The organism is Telluria sp. ZT3P25, from assembly GCF_059685895.1.
The window spans coordinates 381250-403465 of record NZ_JCASIJ010000002.1; the positions used below are offsets into that span (position 1 = coordinate 381250).

A 22216-nucleotide genomic window follows, 5' to 3' on the forward strand; every position below is an offset into this window, starting at 1 on the left:
CTGCGGCTCAGGCACCGCTGCGCGGACGTGTCACGGCGGCCCGCGCCGTTTTTTTTGCATTGCGGCGCGTCAGGAAGCGGTCGATGAACGCAAGGCGCATCGGCGGCACATCGTCTTTCTGCGGCGCCCGCACCAATACCTTGTCGAGGCAGACCAGGATCGCGATGATGTAGTAGATCAGGTCGTAATACGCCATGGTCAGGAAAGCGCCGGCAGTAAGGTAGCCGATCATGCTGACCTGGCACATGCGTGTCAGCATCAACGCCCATGCAAGCTCTTCTTTGTCGCGGCAATAGCGGATCAGACGCCCACCGGAACGCCAGGTGACCACGAACATGAGCAGGAAAATCGCCAGTCCGATGTATCCCTGTTCGCCCAGTACCTGGAAGTAGATGCTGTGAGCATCGTAGTAACGCTCCGGTTCGGGCGCATACAACAAGAACATATGCGGCGTGAAGACGTTCGGACCACCACCGAGCACGAATTCGTTGGCCACGTTGACCGCGAAATGCCAGGAATTAATGCGTCCCGTTGCCGATGCGTCTTCATCGTAGGTCTGGATCGTGTGCATCCGGCCCGTCCATTCGGGGGGCATCATGAAGAACACGAGCGGCAGGATCAGCACGAAGGCGAGGCCGGTCTTGAATTTGCGCGTCGATTTGATCCACAGGAAGAAACCCATGGCGAAGGTGCCCAGCAGCGCACCACGCGAATACGATCCGATCGCGGCCAGCATGGTCAATGCCGTCATCGCCATCGCTGCGCGCTTGACCCACTTCGACCTGGCCCGGGTAGTCACATAGACAGTGAGCGGGGCGATGGTGACCATGGACAACGCCAGCGTGTTGTTGTCGCTGATGAAGCTGCTCATCGGACCGCGCAAGCCTTCACCACCACCACTGAAAATCACGAACACGCCGCTCTTGGCGCCCCAGAAACCCAGAGAGAGCGCCACCACCAGCGCCAGCACTTTGGCGTCGGCGACCGTGCGCACGGTCATGATGGTGATGAAGACCATCAACATGGTTTTGGCAAAGCGTTCCCAGTCGACCCAGGCGCCAACAGGTACCTGAGCAAACACCGTGGTGATCGTGTACCAGGTGAAGAACAGCAGCATCATCAGCACCGTGGGCGTCATCGGAAGCTTCTTTTGCTCGCGCGAGATCATGACTGCGGCCAGCGTCACCACGCCCAGATAGAGCGCAAACGGAAAATTCTGTGCAAAGCCGTAGGTCAGGCGGTGCGGGTTCATCAGGCTGACCACGGCGTACGCCATGGCGCCCACGACGGGCCGCTTGAAGATGAATGGCATGATCCCCACGAAGGCGAGGAACAGGATAAGGTCACGCACGCTGGATCAACCTTTCGAACAGGGTGACGGCGCGGCGCGCATTGGCGCGCCACGTCAGCTGCTGCTCGTCGATGGCGTCGCGCGCCCCTTGCGCCACGCGGGCGCGCAGCAGCGGGTCGTCGCACAGGCGCTTGACCGCGCCGGCCAGGCCACCCGGGGTATCCGGGTCGAACAGCACGGCGTTGTGGTCGGCGCGCAGGATCTCGCGGATATTCGGCTGGTCCGGACCGACAATCGCCTTGCCCAGCGCCAGGTATTCGAACAGCTTCAATGGTGAAGCATACTTCACCACGGCCGGTTGCAGTGCAATGTCGAAGGCGGCCACGTAACGCGCCACGTCGTCGCGCCCGATGATGCCGGTGAACTGCACACGGTGCTCGATGCCCAGGTCGCGCGCCTGCTGTTCGAGCGTGGCGCGCACGGGGCCATCGCCCACGATCAGCAGGTGGCGACGCGCCTCCGGCGGGTCTTGCGCGATCAGATCGATCACCTTGTCCAGGCCATGCCAGTCGCGGACAAAACCGGTAAAGCCCAGCACCAGCACATCCTGCAGGCCCAGCGCGCGCTTGGCCTGCTCCACGTCCGGCGCACCGGCGAAGCGTTCGGGGTCGATACCGTTCGGGATCACGTCGATGCGCTCAGGTGGCACGCCGTAGGCTTGCACGATCTCGCCCAGCACGTGGGTGACCGGCAGCACCATGTCGGCGTTGCGCCAGGCATAGGCCTGCGACCAGCGGCCCAGTTTGGTCAGCGCCAGGCCGTCGTAGCGGGTGCGCTCTTCCAGAATGGGGGCGTTCACTTCGAGCAGCATCGGCAGCTTGTACTTGCGCGCCAGCCAGATGCCCGATGGCAGGAACAGGTTGTAGCGTTCATACAGCACATCGGGACGGTGCTGCTTGACCGCCTTGGCCAGACGGCGGTAAGCGACCAGCGAATACGACAGCTCCATCAGTTCGTAGAAGGTCTTGGGCACATGGCGCTTGAGCCAGGCGACCGGACCGGCATCCGCACCGAACGATTCGGTTTCGGCGCTCGGTGGCGCCACGATCACGACCTCATGACCTTCGGCGCGCAGCGCGCGGATCATTTCTTCGATGTGGACGTACTGGCCGTCCTTGGAACGGGTACGGTGGTGATAAAGGATTTTCACGCGGCTTTTCTCGCCAAGATGGAGTGGAACAGGTCGATCTGGCCCTGGGTAGTCGGTTGCCAGCCGAAGTCTTCGGCGTAGCGGCGGGTGGCGCTGTGCGCCGGGTAGTTGGCGCGTAACGCGCTCAGCGCCGCGACGAGGCCTTCGGGGGTGCGCTGTGGCATCAAAACGCCGGCGGCAGGCGCCGCCACCACTTCGGGCGTACCCCAGACATTGCTGGCCACCACCGGGGTGCCGCACGCCATGCTTTCGAGCAGCACGTTGGCCCAGCCTTCGCGGCTCGACGCCAGCACCAGGGTGTCGGCGGCGTTGTAATAGGTTTTCAGTTCGGTCTGCGGCACGCTGCCCAGCAGTTTGACGCGGTCCTGCACGTTCAATTCACGCGCCAGGCGCTCCAGGTTGTTTTTTTCAGGGCCGATGCCGGCGATCAGGAGATCGACGTCCGGCAGCTGGGGCAGGGCGCGGATGATCAGGTCGTGCGCCTTGCGCGGATCGAGCAGGCCGACCGACAGCAGCGTGAACCGACCCGGCACCAGCCCGACGGCAGCGCGCGCGGCGGCGCGGTCGATGGGCGCAAAGCGCTCCAGATCGACGCCATTGCGCAGCGGCGTGATGTTGTCAGGCGACACACCCAGCCCGACCATCTCGTCCTTGAGCGCCTTGCACACGGTGATGATGCCGTCGGCGTCGCGCGCTGCGTCCAGGATCAGCTGGCGCGGCCGCGCGAACTGGGGGATCAGGTTGATGTCGGTGCCGCGCGCAGTGATCACCACCGGTTTGTTAAAGTATTTGCCGAGCATCACGGCCGCCACGCCATCCGGATAGAAATAGTGCGCGTCGATGGCGTCGAAGTCGTAACCGCTGTCGAGGATGCGGCCGATCTCTTTTTTTGCCGCATGCGCCAGTGTGTAGGGCGTGACGTTCATGCCCACGCGCGGCAGCACCAGGTAGCGCGGGTGCGTGACGTCGATACCGTTGCGTGTTTCGCGTCGCGGCACCTTGGCCAGAGTGCCATAATGGCCGAAGCGCTCCCCCTTGAGGGGAAACCATGGCACTGGCGCCACGACACGTGACTCGACCTGCCCGCTGGCAATCAGGTAGCGCAATCGGGTTTCCACGAAGATACCGTGGTTCGGTTGCTGTGAATTGGGATACAGGGTGCTAAAGGTGAGTAACTTCATCGTGTCGTGCCGGGTGCTGATCGGTGCACCGCCGGATGCGTGGATCCGGGAGTGGAAGTGTTGAACTGCAATGTCGTGATTATGCGAAAAATTTTGCCTGAGGGCAGCACAATTGGCGAGCAAACGCATAAATTTTTGACAACCATGATACTATAATTCAAGTTTTGTACGCATTTGTTACGTGTGGCAATTATTTTTCAATCTGTGGAAAAATAGCCTGGTTCGCCGTGCTGCTCTGCCCGGTTCTATTTTTCAGTTACCTAGTTCCCCAATATAAATCATGAAGATCACCATCATTGGCACCGGCTACGTCGGGCTCGTTTCAGGCGCTTGCTTCGCCGATGTCGGCAACACTGTACTGTGTCTCGACGTCAACGAAGAAAAAATTGCAATGCTCAAGAACGGTGTCATTCCGATTCACGAGCCTGGCCTCGACAACATGGTCGAGCGTAACGCCAAGGCAGGTCGCCTGCTGTTTTCGACCAGCTACGACGAAGCCGTCGCGCACGCGGATTGCGTGTTCCTGGCAGTGGGCACGCCGCCTGACGAAGATGGCAGCGCCGACCTGACCCACATTCTGGCCGCCGCCCGTTCGATCGGTCAGCGCATCGACAAGCCAGTGGTCGTGGTCGACAAGTCGACTGTCCCGGTCGGTACCGCCGATAAAGTGCGCGCCGCCATCCAGGGCGAACTCGACAAGCGCGGCAGCACGCTGTCGTTCTCGGTGGTGAGCAATCCCGAATTCCTGAAAGAAGGCGCAGCCATCGACGACTTCATGCGGCCTGACCGCATCGTCGTCGGCAGCGACGACACCGTCGCAACCAAGCTGATGCGCCAGCTGTACGCACCATTCAGCCGCAACCACGAAAAGCTGGTCGAGATGGACGTGCGCAGCGCCGAGCTGACCAAGTACGCCGCCAACGCCATGCTGGCCACCCGCATCAGCTTCATGAACGAGCTGGCCAACCTGGCCGAAGTGCTGGGCGCCGACATCGAAGCCGTGCGCCACGGCATGGGCCTCGATCCACGCATCGGTTCGCAGTTCCTGTACGCCGGCATGGGCTACGGCGGTTCGTGCTTCCCGAAAGACGTCAAGGCGCTGGTCAAGACCGGTGGCGATCATGGCCAGGTGCTGCATATCCTGGAAGCGACCGAACTGGTCAATGACAACCAGAAAAACGTACTGTTCAAGAAGCTCACGCGCTTCTACGGCGGCGTCGAAGGCCTCAAGGGCAAGACGATCGCCGTGTGGGGCCTGTCGTTCAAGCCGAACACCGACGATATGCGTGAAGCGCCAAGCCTGGTGCTGCTCAAGGAACTGTTCGATGCCGGCTGCCACGTGCGCGCCTACGATCCGGTCGCCAGCAGTGAAGCGCTGCGCGTCCTGGAACGCGAGCACGGCGCTGCGCGCGTCGAAGGCATGCTGACGATCGTCAGCTCGGCCGCCGCGGCGACCGAAGGCGCCGATGCGCTGGTCCTGGTCACCGAATGGAAAGAATTCCGTGCACCGGACTTCGCTGGCCTGGCCACCATCCTGCGCGACAAGGCGATCTTCGATGGCCGTAACATCTATGATCCAGCGGTCGTTGCTGCTGCCGGCCTGGCCTACGAAGGGATTGGCCGCGTCAGCCGGACGGCCGCCTGATGCCAGCCCAGCGGATCCTCGTTACGGGCGCTGCCGGCTTCGTCGGCAGCTTCGTGGCCGCGCGCCTGGCGGCCATGGGCCATCAGGTCGTCGGCTGCGATAACTTCAACGACTATTACGATCCGCGCCTCAAGCATGACCGGGTGCGCGCGCTGCTCGCACCTGCCGGCGTCGTCTGCCACACGGTCGAACTGAGCGATGCAACGCAGGTCGCCGCGCTGTTCGAGCGTGAGCGGCCGCAGCTGGTGGTGCACCTGGCGGCGCAAGCCGGTGTGCGCTACTCGATCGACAATCCGTCCGTGTATATCCAGTCGAATCTGGTGGGCTTTGGGAATATCCTCGAAGCCTGCCGCCAGGGAGCGATCGAGCACTTGTTGTACGCCAGCAGCAGCAGCGTGTACGGCAACAATGCCAAGGTCCCGTTCAGTGAAGATGACCAGGTCGATGCGCCCGTGTCGCTGTACGCCGCCACCAAGAAGTCCAACGAATTGATGGCGCACTCGTACAGCCACCTGTTCAAGTTGCCGGCTACCGGCCTGCGCTTCTTCACGGTGTACGGTCCATGGGGCCGGCCCGACATGGCGTATTTCAGCTTTGCCGAGAAAATGATGCGCGGCGCCACGATTCCCGTGTTCGCCGAAGGCTTGCTCACGCGCGACTTCACCTATATCGACGACATCGTCGAAGGGGTGGTGCGCCTGCTGTTCAAGCCGACACCGGCCACGGCCACGAGCGCGCCGCATACGGTGTTCAACATCGGCAACCACAATCCGGTGCAGGTGCTCGAATTCATCCGCACGCTCGAGTCCGTGATGGGCATCGAAGCGCGCAAGGAATTTTTGCCGATGCAGCCGGGCGACGTGCCGGCCACGCATGCGTCGATCGCCAAGCTCAAGGCCTGGGTCGACTTTGCACCCACCACGCCGCTGGCCACGGGCCTGGCCAACTTCTGGGCCTGGTACCGCGACTGGGCGCCGGTGCGAACGTAGTGGCATTGGAATCGCACCAACAGTCGGATGCGAAAGCTGGCGCAAGCATGATTCCTGAAATAAAATCGAAAAGATACTGCGCTATTGTGCGTGGGAAAGTACTTTAATTTCATCCTTCAGCAAAACAGGGAATCATGAACACCGCAGAACCCGAACTGATCGGCAACGAGTTTGTCCATGGCGACTCTTCGATCTCAACCCCGTCGATCGCCAATCAGAACGTTTTCAACGGTCTTCAGATCGCAATCGTGCTGCCTTGCTATAACGAAGGTCTGGCAATTCGCGCTGTGGTCGCCAAGTTCCAGCAGGTGGTGCCCAGTGCGCGGGTGTATGTTTATGATAATCGCTCAAGCGATAATACCGCCAGTGAAGCGCGCGCCGCGGGCGCGATCGTGCGTCACGAACCCTGGCCTGGCAAAGGTAACGTCGTGCGACGCATGTTTGCCGATATCGATGCCGACATTTATTTGATGGCCGACGGTGACGGCACCTACGATGCCGACCGCGCGCCAGCGATGATCGCGCGCCTGATCGACGAACAGCTCGACATGGTGGTTGGGACGCGGGAAAACGTCTATGAGAACGCACACCGCGCCGGGCATGGTTTCGGTAACCGGCTGTTCAATGGTTTGTACCGCCGCCTGTTTGGCCGCCTGTTTACCGATATCTTTTCGGGCTACCGGGTGTTTTCGCGCCGCTTCGTGAAAACCTTTCCGGCCGTATCGGCAGGCTTTGAGATCGAGACCGAGATGTCGGTGCATGCCTCACAACTGCGCATGCCGATCGTGGAAATGCCGACCGCTTATGGCGCCCGCCAGGAGGGCAGTACCAGCAAGCTGAACACGATTCGTGACGGTATCCGCATCCTGCTGACATTCATGCTGTTGCTGAAAGAAGTCCGGCCAGTGCAGTTCTATGGCACGATCGCACTCGTGCTCATGCTCATCTCCATCGCATTTGGCATACCGCTGTTCGAGACGTATCTTGAAACCGGTACGGTGCCGCGTTTCCCGACTGCGATTCTGGCGACTGGTCTGATGCTGCTTGCCGGTATTTCGCTGATGTGCGGACTGATTCTCGACAGCGTCGCGCGTGGCCGCCTCGAGCAAAAGCGAATTCAATATCTGCTGGTGCCTCGTTTCAGGAACGGGCAGGACGGCGAGTGATCCTGCGCTTCATTCTGGTTGGGGGGCTCGGCTTTGTCGTTGACCTCGGCTGTACAACGTTCCTGATCTGGAGCGGCGTCTCGCCGTTCTACGCACGTCCTCCCGCCATTGCCATTGCCACGCTCGTCACCTGGCTCGCCAACCGCACGTTCACGTTTGGCGTCAAGGAAGACAAATCGGCGGGCGAAGCAATGCGCTATGCGTTGACAGCGCTGGCGGCTGCGGCTGTCAACTATGCGATCTATTCCCTGCTGGTCTGGAAACACTGCCCGCCGCCGCTGGCCATCGCCATCGCCTCCGTGCTGCAGGCATGCGCGAGTTATGTCGGCTATCGCAAATTCGCATTCCGAATCGACTCCCGAAAATAAGCATGACACCACTCCCCTCCAGCAATATCGCCCGAAACCGGCTGCTCCACCAGGGTCTGCCATTGCTGGCTGCCCTCATCGGCCTGATTGCGCTCATTCATTACTTTTCGCTGCGCAGTTCGCTATGGGAAGACGAGCTGATTGCGCTGACCCATACGTTCCAGCCGTTGCCCAGTTTCTTCATGGAGATCCTGCGTAACGATATTCATCCGTTCGTCTATTTCCTGGTCCTGAAAGGCTGGATGCTGTTTTCGCCCGACAGCGGCACCTGGGCCCTGGCGAGCTCGCTGGCATTGACGATGGTATCGGCACTGGTGCTGTACCTGGTCGCGCGCTCGACGAGCGGGGCGACCGCGGCGCTGTGGGCCACGGCAATTTTCCTGTTGTTGCCGACCACGGCCTGGGGCGCCGGCAACCTGCGCATGTACGGGCTGGTACCCGCACTGATCATGGGCGTGTGGTACGTGAACGTGCGCTTCTTGCAGCAGCCGTCAGGCTGGCGCGCTGCGGCACTGGTATTGCTTGAATTGTGCGCAGCCTATGTGCACGCCATCGAATTCATTTTTGTCGCGTTCGTCGTGCTTGCAATCGCAATCGAGCACGTCAAAACGACACCAGGGAAGGTCGCCAGGAACTGGATCATCTTGCAATGCCTTGCAGGGGTTGCGATGCTGCCCCTGCCCTTGAGCGCCCTGATGCGTGGCACCGAGCCATTGCCCCCGAGTTCCTGGGACAGCTTCATCATGATTTTTGGCCAGACTGTCGCTGGCGCGGGTGGCGATTACCTGGAGATGCTGACCTGGGCCGGCGTGGTGGTGTTTGCAACCCTGGTGTTCCTTGGCATGCAGAGCAAGCGTTGGCGCGTCACCGTGCTGGTGGTGCCGGTTGGTGTCCTGCTGGCGGTGTATATCATCGGTTTTCTTGGCAAGCCCATCTTCAAGCCGCCGGTATTTTCTGCCAACCTGATGCCCTTCCTGGCGCTGGGCGCTGGCGCTGGCATCGCGCACGTGCTGCAACAGCGTCAGCGCATGGTGTCTGCGCTGGCCATGGTGTTCACGGCTGCGCTCGCGTGCGTGACGATGCCCTGGGCCGGCAATTTCGTCCCGCAAGAGAGTTATCAGGCCGCCGCTGCCTATGTCAAGCAACGCGCCTTGCCGGGCGACCTGGTGATCGCGCCGCATTTGAGCGTGTATTGGGGTGTGATGTTCTATGCCGAAGGTGCCGACTGGGGCTTGCCCCTGGCAATCCGGCCTCCCGATAATCCGCAGTGGCGCAATCTGCTGGCCAAGCTGGGTGCCGAGCGTAGCAAGGCGTTATCGCTGGTTCCCGAAAAGGCCTTTGTCGATGCCGGTGGCATCCGCTATTGCGTCGGCTCCGATGCTGTCGCTTGTGCCAGCGGCGCCCGCCGTGTGTGGGTGATCGATCGTCGCAGCTATGACAATGGCGTCGAGTTCGCTCAGCCAATGGCTGTGACCGCATCGACGCTGATCACCAGCGAGCTGGCAGTGTCGCAGCTGGATGCAGCGGCGCAAGGTCAGGCGCGCTTCGAGAATCCATTCCTGCGCGATTCGTTCGCAAACCGGAACGTCAAACCCGATTGACGCCATGACAAAGGGGCAGGCCGTGAATGCATCACGGCCTGCCCCCGGCCCGTTCTCGGGCAGCAGCGCATGCGTTGCGTCAGGCGGCTTGCGTCACTACCGGACTTGCCTGGTTCTGCCCAAGACGGCTGCGTTCCTGTTCCAGTTCAGTTGCCACGGCCTGCAGATAGGCATGGCCATCCTTCAGGTCCGGCTCCAGGTGATTGCCTTCCGCCCACTCGTTCCATGATTTGAGGAAAATCAGGCGCGCATCCGGATGCTGCTTGCGGTCGCGCGTCACGTCGAAGGCTTTTTTCAGTGCGCGGCCATACAGCTGTGGCGTGGTGCCTTGCAGTACCAGCCCGCGTGCGCCACTGCGCGCGGTATTGTCCCACCCGTTGATCACCGAAGGATAGCGGGTCGATGGCAGGCTGTCGGGCACGAAGTACTTGATCGAGCGTTCGTAATCGTGGATCGTTGGAATCCCAAGGCGGCGCAGAGCAGCGTTCTTGATCATCGTCACCGGATTTTTCCAGCTTCCCCATGGGCGAAGCGGCGCATTGCCGTGGAAGATCGATGCATCGAAGCCGACATCTTCCGGATTCGGCTGACCGGCAGCGCACACACCCACGAAATAGATGCCCGGCAGACCCGCCGTGGCCGCCATCGTGCGCCAGCGTGCGATCGTGGCTTCGGTATCCTTGATGTTGAACGGGCGGTAGACGAGGAAGATCGGCTTGCCATCGACCTTCATGTAGCGCTTGTCCTGGAAGGCAGGCAGCAGCTCGTCGAAATGGCGCTGATCGTCCTCGGGGCCCGGATAGAGCTGCTCGATCAGGATACGGTTTTCCGCGCCGTGCCAGACACCGCTCCAGGTTTCGTTGGCCCAGCACAGGCAGAACGGAAAGTCCGGTTCGCCCGACGAACGCACTTCGGCGAAAGGCCGCTCCAGCACGCGCTTGCCGTTACCGAACCAGTAATGGTAATAGCAGAAGCCTTCAATACCGTACTGGCGCGCAAGGTCTGCCTGCGCCTGGCGGGTTTCCGCCACGCGCAAATCGTAAAAGCCGAGATCGGCCGGCACGTGCGGCTGATAGTGGCCAGGGAAGCGGCGTCGCGCCTTGGCAGTATTGGTCCACTCGGTAAATCCCTTGCCCCAGAATTTATCGTTGTCTGCAACCGGATAGTACTGCGGCAGGTAGAAGGCAATCAGTCGCGGCATTGCGGTCATGGTGTCGTCCATTAAAAGAATTATTGAGAAATTGTGGCCGGCACTTATGGGCGGTTGGCGCTCACCCGCAGGAAGGTCTCGAACATGAGCACCGACCACAGCGGCGCGCTGTAATCCTTGCTGCCGGCGATATGCTGGTCGACCATCTCGCGCAAGAATTTTTCGTTGAACATGCCGGTGTCGAGCAGCAGCGGCGACAGCGCGGCTTCTCGCAGCTTCTCGCGCAAGGGGCCGCGCAGCCAGGCGGCCAGCGGAATCGAGAAGCCCTTCTTGGCGCGGTACAGCACGTCATGCGACAGGTACGGTTCGAGCGCCTTCTTGAAGATGTACTTGCCTTCGCCGCCACCGAGCTTGATATCCGGCGGCAGGCTTGATGCCCATTCCACAAACGTATGGTCCAGCAGCGGCACGCGTACTTCGAGCGAGTGCGCCATCGCGGCGCGGTCGACCTTGGTCAGGATGTCGCCCGGCAGCCAGGTCTTGAAGTCGAGGTACTGGATCAGCGACAGCGGGTCGTCCGTCGGCGACTTTGCAGCGTGGCCAAGGAACACCTCGATCGCGCTGTAGCCCTGCAGCTCGCGCTTGAACGAATCGGAGAACAACTGCGCCCGCACGCGGTCGGGCATGATCGACACGCCGTGGAAGTAACCCTCGACCGTGTCGCGTGCCAGTGCCTCGAACGTGGTCTTGGCGCGGAACATGCGCGGCGCCCAGTCGGCTTTCGGATACAGCTTGCCGAGCGTGCCGAACACCGGTTTACGCAGGCTGGCGGGCACCTTGTCGCGCACGCGCTGCTCGGCCATCGCATAGCGGTAGCGGCGGTAGCCGGCAAAGCTCTCGTCACCGCCGTCGCCCGACAGCGACACGGTCACGTGCTTGCGTGCCAACTGGCACACGCGGTAGGTCGGGATCGCCGAGCTGTCGGCGAACGGTTCGTCGTACAGGTGGCCCAGCGTGTCGATCAGGCCGTAGTCATCCTTGTCGACGATCTGCGCGTGGTGGATCGTGCCGTAGCGCGTGGCCACCTCGTTGGCAAACTTCGACTCGTCGTATTCCGGATCGTCAAAGCCGATTGACAGCGTCGTCACCGGATCGGGATTATTCTGCGCCATCATCGCCACGACCGCGCTCGAATCGACGCCGCCGGACAGGAACGCGCCCAGCGGCACGTCGGCCACGGTCTGGCTCTGCACGCACTCGCGCACACGCTCGATCAGCTCCTGCTCGATTTCCTGCATCGGGCGCTGTGGGGCGCGCTTGAACGGCACGTCCCAGTACTGCTCGGGCGTGACCTCGCGCGCGCCGGCCTTGATCACGATGCGGTGGCCGGGCGCGAGTTTGTACGCGTTGTGAAAAATGGTGTGCGGCTCGGGCACGTAGCCAAACGCGAAGTAATCCTCAACCGCGCGCGGGTTGAGTTTGCGCGACAGCTCGGGGTGGGTCATGATCGATTTCAGCTCGGAGCCGAACACGAACAGGCCGTTGGGCAGCAGCGAGTAGAACATCGGCTTGACGCCGACATGGTCGCGCGCCAGGAACATCGTCTGCTTCTTGCGGTCCCAGATCGCGAACGCGAACATGCCGCGCAGGCGGTGCACGCAGTCCGGGCCCCAGGCCTGGTAGGCGTGGAGCAGCGATTCCGAATCCGACTTGGTGCGAAACACGAAGCCCAGTGCCTCCAGTTCGACGCGCAGCTCGCGGTAGTTGTAGATCTCGCCGTTGAACACCATTACCACGTCGCGCTCGGCGTTGACGATCGGCTGCTGGCCGCTGGCCAGGTCGATCACCGACAGGCGGCGGTGGCCCATGCCCATGCTCGGTTCCAGATACAGCTCACCCTCGTCGGGGCCGCGGTGGTGCTGGCTTTCGTTCATGCGGCCCAGGGCCGCGCGGTCGATTTCCCGGTTGCCGAGGGTATCAAAAATGCCGACTATTCCGCACATGCTGTCTGGTTCCGCTGAAGTTAAGAGTTGACGATGGGACGCAGTCGCGCCGGCGCCTTGCGCGCACACAGGCCGTCGTACAGCGCGGTGTACGCGCCGAGCATGGCGGCCATGCTGTACTTGTCTTCGATGCGCGCGCGCGCGGCCGCGCCGTGGCGTGCCCGCAGGGCCGGGTCCTGGACGTAGCGCGCGAGCGCCTCGGCCAGCGCGTCGACCTCGACCGGGACCAAGATACCATGCACGTCATCGACGACGACTTCGGGGATGCCGCCCACGCGCGAACACACCGACGGCAGGCCGCAGGCCATCGCTTCGAGCAGCGACACGGGCGTGCCTTCGGCCAGCGAGGGCAGGGCGAAGATCGTAAAGCCATGCAGCAGGTCGGCCACGTCGGCGCGCGCGCCGGGCAGCCACACGACGTCCTGCAGGCGGGCTTCTGCGACCTGCGCCTGGATCTTGCCGAACAACGGGCCGTCGCCGACGATCGACAGGCGCAGCCGGTCGCGCAGGGCCGGCAGGCGCTCGCGCAGCAGCGCAAATGCAGCCACCAGGCTGGCGTGGTTCTTGACGTCCTGCACCCGTGCCACTGCGCCGATGACGATGTCGTCGGCGCCCCACGGCGCGGCCGTCGCCGCTTGCGCGCGCGGAGCGTAGCGGTCGGTATCGACGCCGTTCTTGATCAGGTGGTTCTTGGCAGCCGGGATGCGGACAACCTCGCTGAACCAGCGCTGCAGATCGTCCGACACCGGCACATAGCGGTCGATGAACGGCGCGAGATGGCGGCGCAGCAAGTTGTGCTTGGGGTTCAGGCCATGCGGATCGGACGCGTCGCGGCCATGCTCGGCGTGGATGCGCACCGGTACGCCGGCAGCGGCCGCCGTGAAGCAGTACTCCATCGCCGACAGGTTGTAGGTGTGCAGGATCGTCGGCCGCAGGCGCCGCATCAGCTTCCAGAAGTCGGCATGCACGCGTAGCCCGTTCCCGGGCGGCTTGTTCAGCGCATACAGCTCGACGCCCGGTTGCGTGATCTTGTCCGCGAACGCGCTGTAGCGGGTCAGGCACACCACCGCATGCCGGTATTTGTCGGCCGGCATGCGATTGATGCAATCGACCAGCAGCGTTTCCAGCCCGCCGACATCCAGGGAATACACCAGATGTACCACGAGGGGCCGCTGGGCGTTCAACACCGCCAGATCACTGTGCATGGTCCGTGCGTTCCCGTTCAATGCGTGCGCGCGTGCTCGATGGCACGCTCGATCGCCTGGCCCTGCACGGTCATGAAGGCGCGCAGTGCGGCGCGCGCGGCGTCGGGGGCGTCGCCCACCGGCGCCGACAGCAGCACGACGGCGCCATCGTCACCGCGGAAGCGCAGCTTGGACTGGGCCTGCAGCAGCTTGCCGACGTAGTTGTTCGAAGTCAGGTGGCCGTCGATCGACATCCATTGCCACACCAGGAACTGGCCGCCGGGGCCCGTCATCCGCGTTTCGCGCAGCGTGACCGGCTTGCCGTCGATCGTTTCGCTGCGCGTCGAGCCACCCAGCGCATGCCAGGCGTCGTCGGAAGCGGCCAGCATATTGATGGAGCTGATCAGGGCCTTGCCATTGCGCTGGTTGCGGTAGTACATGATGTCGAGCGAGACTGGCGCCGTGGCTTCCGGGTTGCGGAAGGTGGCGCGGTATGTCGCATCCGGCGCGACCCAGCGTGGCGTCCAGCCGGTAAATGGCGCCGTCTGCGGCCAGCCGATCGCCACACTCGTCAGCTGTACCGGCTGGGGATTGAGATTGGCTGCATCGTTGTAGCGGGCAAAGCCCGGCCACAGCGCGGCCAGAGCCACGACGGCGGCGCACATGGCAGCCATGCGGGCCGTGCTGACCGGCGGCAGGCCATCGCGGCGGGTACGCGCCGCCACCGGCAATTCGGCCGCCGGCAGCGGATCGTCATCGCGCCAGAAGCTGCCGATCCAGAACATCAACAGCATCACGAGGCCGAAAAATACCCAGCCATAGATCAGGTGGTCGACGCCGGTGGCCAGTTCCATGCCCGACAGGTGGCCGATCATCACGATCATGTAGGCGCGCAAACCGTTGGCGATGATCGGCACAACAATCGACACCGCGATGAACAGCAAACGTTTTTTGGTCGACTGGTAGGTCAGGTAGGCGTACAGGCAGCCCAGCGTGACGGACGAAATCAGATAGCGCACGCCGCTGCAGGCTTCCACCACCGACCACGAGCCGGTTGGCAGGTCGAAGCGGGTACCGTTGCGCAGCACCGGGATGCCGGTGGCCTGCACGGCCCACACGGTGAAGTCCGCGGTCAAATTGATCAGCGGCGCGACGAACACTTCGCCGAACGGCACTGCCAGCAGCAGAAACAGGAGCGGGAACGCGAGTGCCCCGGCCAGGCGCGGGCCGAGCATGGCCAGCGCCACGATCGGGAACATCGCGACAAACGCGTATTGCATCACGACCTGCACTTCGCCCATGCGCGCCAGCAGCCAGCCGGCCCCCAGCACCGCCAGCAGAAGCAGCGCAGGTGCCCACGGACGCGCCGGAATCGCATCGAACACGTCGCGCCGGCGCCAGATCAGCCACAGGCTGATCGGCAGGATGGCGTAGCCGTGGGCGAAGGTTTCCGAGCTGTTCCAGATCGCGACCAGCGATTCGGCGGTGCCCAGGTACAGGAAGAACGGCGCGAGCAATGCCAGCGCGATCAGCATGGCGCTCGAGCGTGCCAGTGGCGTGGGAGCGGCGTCCAGATTGGCGCCGGCAATGCCGGATGGGGGTGTCACGTGCATTCCAGTCGCTCCTCGATGCAGGCCAGGTTGCTTGGCCAACTATAGTGATGTTCGACGCGCGCGCGTGCGGCGCGGCCCATGCTTGCGTTCTGTTCGTGCTGGCGCGCCAGCAGCGCGCCCACGGTCTCGATCCAGGCCGGCGCGCCGTCGGCCACGGCCAGCTCGCTGCCCGGCGCCGCATCGATGCCTTCAAGCGCCTGCGGCGAGACCACCGTCGGCGTGGCCATGGCCATCGCTTCCAGCACCTTGTTCTGGATGCCGCGCGCGATGCGCAGTGGCGCCACCGCCACGCAGCCGTGGCGGATATACGGGCGCACGTCGGGCACGGTGCCCGTCACGGTCACGCCCGGCAAGGCGGCGAGCGCCTGGACCTGGGCATTCGGGCGCGAGCCGACGATGTAGAAGGCCAGTGCCGGATCCTGCGCGCGCAGGGCAGGGAAGACCTCGTCGCAGAACCACTGCACGGCGTCGACGTTCGGCCAGTAATCCATCGCGCCAGTAAACACCAGGGCCCGTTCGCCCGCGCCGTACGGACTGGCAAACGCGTGCTCGGGCGAGAAGTACTCGGTATCGACGCCGTTGCTGAAGTGACCGATGCGCGCCACGCTTTCCGGCGCCAGCTTGCGGAACAAATCGGCCTCGGGGGCAGAGACGAACAGCGACGCGTCGTACTGGCTGGCGACCTGGCGCTCGTAGCGCAGCAACTGGCGTGCTTCGTGCCGGTACAGCCAGCTCATTGGCGGCGACTTCTTCTCGGCGTACTGGCGCCATTTATCGGAATCGACGTCGCAGAAGTCGATCACGCGGCGCGCATCGCCCAGCTTGTCGGCGTATTGCGCCATCGGCGACGAAAACACCATCACGCGCTTGATATCGTGCGTCGCGACGGCCTGGTCGACCCAGCGCGCCAGCCCGGCATCCTGGTAGTAGTCGAGCGACAGCGAGCGGTTCCTGACGAGCGCGCCCAGGCTGCGCACGCGGGCGCGCAAGGGGTTGAGGGGTGCGAAATGGCTGCTGGCGCACAGCGCCTCTACCGCCGGCACGTGCTGCCAGTCGTCGGCATCGTCGACGAACGTGGCCAGGTGCACGCGGTAGTCACGTGCCAGGTGCTTGAGCAGGTGGTAGGAGCGGATCTTGTCGCCCTTGTTGGGCGGGTACGGGATGCGGTGGATCAGCAGCAGCAGGTCTTGCACGTTATCAGCCCAGGTTGCGCACAATGTAAGGGCCCATGAAGTTCGCCACCGGCAGCGGCAGCTTTTTCCACACCTTGATGAACAACTGGTACTTCGGGTTCAGCGGATTGTTGTCCGGCAGCGCATCGGTGGCGTACAGCTTGTATTCGTACGGCAGCGGCGTGGCAACAAAGCCCCAGTTCTTCTTGAAGTCGTAGGCGCCGGTGCCCAGCTTGCTGCGGCCGAAGTCGAACAGGCGGCAACCGCGCGCCGCGGCCGCCTGCATCAGGTTCCAGTACATGAAATCGTTGCCCGCCACTTCGCGCGCCAGGTCCATGCCGCCGCCGTAGTAGGGCACGACTTCGTCGCGCCAGTAGAACGACAGCACCGAGCCGACCAGGCGGTCGTCGCTGGTGTAGATCGAGCGCACTTCGCATTCGGCGCCGAAGGTCTTCTGCAGCAGCGCGAAGTACTTCTTCGGGAACACCGGCGTGCCCAGGCGCAGCACGCTGTGGGCATACGCCGTGAACATATTGTCGACGTTGTCCTCGACCACGCCCTTCAGGCCCAGCTTGATCCCCTTGCGCACCATGGCGCGCTGCTTGCGCGGGATGGCGTTGAGGTTCTCGTCATCGACGGCGCTGATCTCCTTGCGGAACGTGACGTACAGCTCTTTGGTCAGCCAGCTCGGGTCATGCGGGTGCGCGCGCTCCATGGCGCGGTATTCGAGGTGGCCCACGCCGAGCTTGCGCGCCAGCGCATCGGCTGCGCCATCGAGCAGCACGCGCGCGCCGTCGTCGATGGCGGCCACGCCGCCGTACACGCAAAACGGCATCGCGCCCAGCGAATGGCCGAACAGGCGGCTCTTGATCTCTGCCAGCGGCAGCACGCCCTGGATCTGGCCGTCCTGCTCGACGAAGTAGAACCAGGTCTTGATGCCGAACGATTGCTCGATCACGGACTGCCAGCCGGACAGGTGGAAGAACGTCGCTTCCGGGCAGGCCCGGACGAACACATCCCAGCGCGCCGCAGTTTGCGGCGTCATCAAATGCAGCGTCTGCGGACCGGCGGCAGCGGCAACGGGCGCCGCGCGCCGGGCTTGCGCCGCTTCGATGATCGAATTCATGGCTTGTCCAGGAAGATGCGGTCCATGCGGTCCCACTTGAAATCACGCGCCAGCTGTTCGAGACGGCGCTCCATGCGGCCGATATTGACGTAGTGACGGAACTTCGCCTTGGCGCCCAGGCCGTCGGGCCGAGGCTGGTCGGTGTCGATTTCCCACGGGTGGAAGTAGAACAGGGCCGACTCGCCGTCTTCGCGGTTGACCTTTTCCATCATCCAGCGCGACAGCGCGTACGGCAGCAGGCGGAAGTAGCCGCCGCCGCCGGCCGGCAGGTGGCGACCGGCCATCTTCACCGTGGTGATCGGCACTTCGAGGATGCCGTCCGGGCCGTTTGGGTAGAACGCGAAACGCGGCGCGTCGGGCATGCCGTAGTGGTCGTGCGCGATCGGGTAGATGCTCGAGCTGTACTTGTAGCCCGCTTCGTGCAGCGCGTCGAGCGCCCACAGATTGCCGTGGCCAATCGAAAAACTTGGCGCGCGGTAGCCGACGACGGCCTGGCCGCCGATGTCTTCCAGCAGCGCCTTGGCCGAGCGGATATCGTTGTCGAATTCGGCGCGGCTCTGGTCCGAGGCGCGCAGGTGGCCGTAGCCGTGGCTGGCCAGTTCGTGGCCCGCTTCGACGATGCGGCGCACCATCGCGGGATAGCGCTCGGCGATCCAGCCCAGCGTGAAGAAGGTCGCGCGCACGCCTTCGCGCTCGTACAGCGCGAGGATGCGTTCCATATTGGCTTCGACGCGGCATTCGCGCGTCGGCCAGCTGTCGCGGTCGATGTACGGGGCAAAGGCCGACACCTGGAAGTAGTCTTCCACGTCGCAGGTCATCGCATTGCGGATTTTTTCACCCGGCGCTGGACGCGGTCGGGCTGCGGGAGCGGTCATTTTCATGGCGGGTTATTCCTGGTGGTCCGGGTGGTGGGGCGCGGCGCCGGCGGCGTTGGGTGGCGTGGCGGCGATCTTTTTCAGGATCGACAGCACCGACACGATCGATTTCTCGAGGCGCATCATGCGTTCGTCGAGCTGCTCGACGCTGGCACGGCGCTCGCCCGGGTGCGGCTCGTTGCCGTGGCTGCCGCCGATTTTCTGGTCGTGTGCATCGCCCAGATCGTCAAGGTCGGGGGCATCGAATTCTTCCGAGATGTCGCGCACCACATCGTTGATGTGCGCTTCGGTGAATGCCTGCAGTTCTTCCAGATAGCCCATCAGGAGCACGCGGTCCATCAACGTGTTGGTCTTGCGCGGGATGCCGCCGCTGTAGGCGTATATTGCGCTGTGCGCACCATCGTCGAACGACGGCGTGCCCTGCCAGCCGACGGTGGCCAGGCGGTGTTCTACATACGCGCGCGTCTCGGCCGCATCCATCGGGCCCAGGTGGTAGCTGGCGATCACGCGCTGGCGCAACTGCTGCATGCCGGGGCTGTGCAGTGTGGCGCGAAACTCGGGCTGGCCAAGCAGGAACGTCTGCAGCAGCGAATGTTCGTCGGTCTGGAAGTTCGACAGCATGCGCAGCTCTTCGACCGTGCGGGCGTTGAGGTTCTGGGCTTCGTCGATGACGAGCAAGGCGCGCTTGCCCTGGCGGTCGACCGTGCGCAGGAACTGTTCGAGGCGGTTGAGCAGCTCGGCCTTGCTTTGGCCTTCGTACGGCAGGCCGAAGCTCGAGACCACCATGCGCAGCGTGTCTTCCGGGTCGAGGCTGGTGTTGACGATGTGCGCGGCGATGATCTGGTCGAGCGGCAGATGACCGAGCAGGTTGCGCACCAGCGTGGTCTTGCCGGCGCCGACTTCGCCCGTGATGACGATGAAGCCTTCGCCCTGCGACAGGCCGTACTCGAGGTACGCCATGGCGCGCTTGTGGCCCTTCGAGCCATAAAAGAAATGCGGGTCGGGGCGCAGCTGGAATGGCTTGGCCGACAGGCCGTAATAGGATTCGTACATCGTGATTGTCGTAGCTCTCAGAACTGCATGGACAGGCTCGCCACAATGGCGTGCTCGGTATAGGCGCCGTTGCTGGTGGCGCCGTCGTTGGTCCAGCGGCCGATACTGCCACTGCGGCGGCGCAGGTCAGCCGTGGCAAGCAGGTCGCCGAAGCGGCGCGATACGCCAAGGCGCAGCGTGCGCTGGTGGTCTTCGTAGCCGCCCGAACGGGAATCGCTCTTGTTGAAGTCGTAGCCGGCGGTCAGGTTCGAGCGCGAACTGAGCCGGTACGTGTAATTTGCGTCGATGCCATGCTGGCGCACGTTATCGTTCAGGTTGTTCTGCCCGATGCCCAGCAGCGCGCTGTCGCTCTGCTGACTGGACAGCCCATTGCGGTCATTGGCATACACCGAGACCACTGCGTTGCTGATCCCCCTGCCATACGCCATCGATGCGCGCAGCGATTTTTGGCGTACGAAGCGGTTGCTCAGATAGTTGACGCTGTCGTTCAGTGCCGGCGGCAGGCCGTTGGCCTGGATATAGGCTGCAACGACGCGCTGGCGCTCGATTGGATCCGGGTAGGCCGTGGCAAACATGCTGTTGAGCAGGTTTGCCGTGTCGAGTGTCGACGGTAGCAGGAATTGCTCGCGGGACGTCGTCACGATATCGTCGTAGCTGATATTCCAGGTCGTATGACGGGAACGATGCAGCGCCGACAGGGTGCCCGTGGTGCCATAGAAGTGCCGTCCGAGTGTTGCCTGTACATTCGTGCGCAGCGAGGGCGACCAGGCAAAGCCCAGTGACCAGTTGGCGCCTTGATCGCCACCACCCATGCCTTCGTAGCGATAGCGGTCGTAGCCGGCATTGGCCAGCAGCGACCAGCGCGGACTCAGCACATAGCGCAGGTTGGCGGCCAGGTTTTCGTTGGTCGAGTCGCCATACTCGGCGCCGCCCAGTTTTTGCTTGACGTAGGTGAGGCCCCAGCCGACGGTCCGGAACGAAGCCCCGCTGGTAAGGTTCGCCTGGATGGTGTCGCCGCCCGTATTGTTGTAGCCGAACGCATCGCCGCCGCCGACCGAGTCGCGCGTGTAGCGCAGCATGCCCGAGGCGAAGCTGCCGAAGCGGTGCGTCAGGTAGGGGCTGATGCTCCAGGTGTCGATATCAGTACGGTTACGGTTCGAATACAGGTCGTTGCCCGCACGTGGACCGAAGGCCGACAGGCTCTGCTGGCCGCGGGAAGCAGTGGCCTCGACGAAGAACAGGTCGGACAGCACCTCGCCTTTCAGGTTGCCGCTGTAGGTACGCTGGGTATTCGACGTATTGTCTGCTGCACCAATCATCCCAGGCTCGCTCAGGTTGCGCTTGTCGCTGTCGTGCAGGTAGGCAAACCCGTGCATCTGGGCGGTGGCGTTGACCGTCAGGCGCCGGCTGCGGTTGGTCACCGTGATGCCGGGCGACACCTGGGTGATCAGGTCGCTGTACGCGAACTGGTCTTCGGTAAGGTTGACGTTGTCGGTCCAGATTTCGCTGACGAGCAGAATCGGTGTGACGCGCCATTCGGCCTGCGCCGGGCATGCGGCCAGCAGCATCGCTGCGGCCGCCAGTGGCGCCAGGCGCGGCGCGCAACGGCTCGTGCGCCCTTTAGCCATAGTGGTAATCATACGTTTCTTCAATGCCCGGAATATCCCTGGTCTTGTTGTAGAGGAGATTGACGTTGGCCATGCCTTCGAGCTGCTGCAGCGCTTCCTTGACCGCGTGCTGGGTCGTGGTCTGGGCTTCCACCACGACGATGATCTGGCCCATGTGGCTGGCCAGCACCCGCGATTCGCTGGTGAGCATCAGTGGTGGCGAATCGAAGATGATCACCCGATCCGGATAACGGTGCGCGAGTTCGTGCACCATCGCCGTCATGGTCGAGCTGGCCAGCAGCTCGGTTGCACGGGGCGTGCTGGTACCCGCCGGCAGGATCGACAGTGTATCAACATTGGTACGCAGCATGACGTCCGCCAGGTCGAGCTTGTCGTCGAGCAGGATGTCCATCAGGCCACGCTGGGCCGGCAGACCGAGCGTGCGCAGCACCGAAGGACGCGCCACGTCGGCGTCGACCAGTAGCACCGTGTGATCGAGTTCCATCGCGATGCTCATCGCCAGGTTGATCGCGCTGTAGGTCTTGCCTTCGCCTGGCAGCGAGCTCGTGACCATGATCAGGTTGCCCGGATTGTCTTTCGGGCCGCGTTCGGTAAAGGCGCGCTTGAGCAGCGGACGCTTGATGATCCGGAATTCTTCCAGCAGGTTCGTGCGGCCGCCGGCCGCGGTGACCATGCCCAGCTCGCGCATGCGCGCCAGGTCCAGTTCGATGCGGCGGGTGCTGTGGCGGCCACTGGCCGGGCTCGTCGTCTCAGTTGTGGTCCCGGTCGTGGTCGCGGCAACTGCCGGCGTGACCACCGGCGCCGCCGGAGCGGCTGCATGCTCCGGTGGGCGCATCGGGACGTAGCCGGCATCAGGTGTGATGGGCTCTTGCGAATCCGCCACGATCACGGCGGCAGGGGTGGCAGCAGCGTTCTGACGCTGCTGGTCGATGCGGCTGGCCGCTTTTTCGATAATGCTCAC

Annotated in this window: 18 protein-coding genes; 5 read left to right on the top strand and 13 right to left on the bottom strand. The window is 63.4% G+C overall.

All coding sequences use genetic code 11. The features are described 5' to 3' along the window. Nucleotides 1–7: 7 nt before the first annotated feature. From AC56LY_RS20250 to AC56LY_RS20260, 3 genes are read right to left on the bottom strand one after another with little or no spacing between them, the layout of a single operon-like run. Nucleotides 8–1351 carry a putative O-glycosylation ligase, exosortase A system-associated gene (locus tag AC56LY_RS20250; RefSeq protein ID WP_499582621.1) on the bottom strand — a complete coding sequence of 448 codons (1344 nt, stop codon included), beginning with the start codon at nucleotides 1349–1351 and terminating at the stop codon, nucleotides 8–10. Beyond that, nucleotides 1344–2501: a glycosyltransferase family 4 protein gene (locus AC56LY_RS20255; protein WP_499582623.1), complete on the bottom strand. Its 1158-nt coding sequence runs from the start codon at nucleotides 2499–2501 to the stop codon at nucleotides 1344–1346. Before AC56LY_RS20255 ends, AC56LY_RS20250 begins: the two co-directional genes overlap by 8 nt. Next, nucleotides 2498–3682, bottom strand: coding sequence for a glycosyltransferase family 4 protein (locus AC56LY_RS20260; RefSeq protein ID WP_499582624.1), 1185 nt, complete (start codon nucleotides 3680–3682; stop codon nucleotides 2498–2500). Before AC56LY_RS20260 ends, AC56LY_RS20255 begins: the two co-directional genes overlap by 4 nt. Nucleotides 3683–3962: 280 nt before the next feature. Here AC56LY_RS20260 and AC56LY_RS20265 point away from each other — a divergent pair, with 280 nt between their 5' ends. The 5 genes from AC56LY_RS20265 to AC56LY_RS20285 all read left to right on the top strand — a co-directional run bounded on the left by AC56LY_RS20265 (nucleotide 3963) and on the right by AC56LY_RS20285 (nucleotide 9451). Further along, nucleotides 3963–5327: a UDP-glucose dehydrogenase family protein gene (locus tag AC56LY_RS20265; RefSeq protein WP_499582626.1), complete on the top strand. Its 1365-nt coding sequence runs from the start codon at nucleotides 3963–3965 to the stop codon at nucleotides 5325–5327. Further along, nucleotides 5327–6316, top strand: coding sequence for an NAD-dependent epimerase/dehydratase family protein (locus AC56LY_RS20270; RefSeq protein ID WP_499582628.1), 990 nt, complete (start codon nucleotides 5327–5329; stop codon nucleotides 6314–6316). The genes AC56LY_RS20265 and AC56LY_RS20270 overlap by 1 nt, the downstream gene beginning before the upstream one ends. 134 nt (nucleotides 6317–6450) lie before the next feature. Continuing rightward, nucleotides 6451–7482, top strand: coding sequence for a glycosyltransferase (locus AC56LY_RS20275; RefSeq protein WP_499582630.1), 1032 nt, complete (start codon nucleotides 6451–6453; stop codon nucleotides 7480–7482). Then, nucleotides 7479–7850, top strand: coding sequence for a GtrA family protein (locus AC56LY_RS20280; RefSeq protein ID WP_499582632.1), 372 nt, complete (start codon nucleotides 7479–7481; stop codon nucleotides 7848–7850). The genes AC56LY_RS20275 and AC56LY_RS20280 overlap by 4 nt, the downstream gene beginning before the upstream one ends. Nucleotides 7851–7852: 2 nt before the next feature. Continuing rightward, nucleotides 7853–9451 carry a hypothetical protein gene (locus AC56LY_RS20285; RefSeq protein ID WP_499582634.1) on the top strand — a complete coding sequence of 533 codons (1599 nt, stop codon included), beginning with the start codon at nucleotides 7853–7855 and terminating at the stop codon, nucleotides 9449–9451. Nucleotides 9452–9530: 79 nt separating this feature from the next. Here AC56LY_RS20285 and AC56LY_RS20290 read toward each other — a convergent pair whose 3' ends face one another. From AC56LY_RS20290 to AC56LY_RS20335, 10 genes are read right to left on the bottom strand one after another with little or no spacing between them, the layout of a single operon-like run. After that, a complete protein-coding gene (locus tag AC56LY_RS20290; RefSeq protein WP_499582636.1) occupies nucleotides 9531–10661 on the bottom strand; it encodes a glycosyltransferase WbsX family protein in 1131 nt (376 codons plus the stop codon). Between the two features lie 44 nt (nucleotides 10662–10705). Beyond that, entirely contained in the window at nucleotides 10706–12604 is a 1899-nt protein-coding gene (locus AC56LY_RS20295; RefSeq protein WP_499582638.1) for an XrtA/PEP-CTERM system amidotransferase, read from the bottom strand. Between the two features lie 20 nt (nucleotides 12605–12624). After that, a complete protein-coding gene (locus AC56LY_RS20300) occupies nucleotides 12625–13809 on the bottom strand; it encodes a TIGR03088 family PEP-CTERM/XrtA system glycosyltransferase (protein WP_499582640.1) in 1185 nt (394 codons plus the stop codon). 17 nt (nucleotides 13810–13826) lie between these two features. After that, nucleotides 13827–15401, bottom strand: coding sequence for an exosortase A (gene xrtA, locus AC56LY_RS20305; protein ID WP_499582642.1), 1575 nt, complete (start codon nucleotides 15399–15401; stop codon nucleotides 13827–13829). Then, on the bottom strand, nucleotides 15392–16594 hold the full coding sequence (locus AC56LY_RS20310) for a TIGR03087 family PEP-CTERM/XrtA system glycosyltransferase (protein ID WP_499582644.1): 1203 nt from the start codon (nucleotides 16592–16594) through the stop codon (nucleotides 15392–15394). The genes xrtA and AC56LY_RS20310 overlap by 10 nt, the downstream gene beginning before the upstream one ends. Before the next feature lie 4 nt (nucleotides 16595–16598). Next, nucleotides 16599–17699, bottom strand: a complete 1101-nt coding sequence (locus tag AC56LY_RS20315) for a FemAB family XrtA/PEP-CTERM system-associated protein (RefSeq protein ID WP_499582646.1) — start codon at nucleotides 17697–17699, stop codon at nucleotides 16599–16601. Further along, nucleotides 17696–18580 carry an XrtA system polysaccharide deacetylase gene (locus AC56LY_RS20320; RefSeq protein ID WP_499582648.1) on the bottom strand — a complete coding sequence of 295 codons (885 nt, stop codon included), beginning with the start codon at nucleotides 18578–18580 and terminating at the stop codon, nucleotides 17696–17698. The genes AC56LY_RS20315 and AC56LY_RS20320 overlap by 4 nt, the downstream gene beginning before the upstream one ends. A 6-nt stretch (nucleotides 18581–18586) precedes the next feature. After that, nucleotides 18587–19627, bottom strand: a complete 1041-nt coding sequence (locus tag AC56LY_RS20325) for an XrtA/PEP-CTERM system-associated ATPase (RefSeq protein ID WP_499582650.1) — start codon at nucleotides 19625–19627, stop codon at nucleotides 18587–18589. 17 nt (nucleotides 19628–19644) lie between these two features. Next, on the bottom strand, nucleotides 19645–21267 hold the full coding sequence (locus AC56LY_RS20330; protein WP_499582652.1) for a TIGR03016 family PEP-CTERM system-associated outer membrane protein: 1623 nt from the start codon (nucleotides 21265–21267) through the stop codon (nucleotides 19645–19647). Further along, a complete protein-coding gene (locus tag AC56LY_RS20335; RefSeq protein ID WP_499582654.1) occupies nucleotides 21248–22216 on the bottom strand; it encodes an XrtA-associated tyrosine autokinase in 969 nt (322 codons plus the stop codon). The genes AC56LY_RS20330 and AC56LY_RS20335 overlap by 20 nt, the downstream gene beginning before the upstream one ends.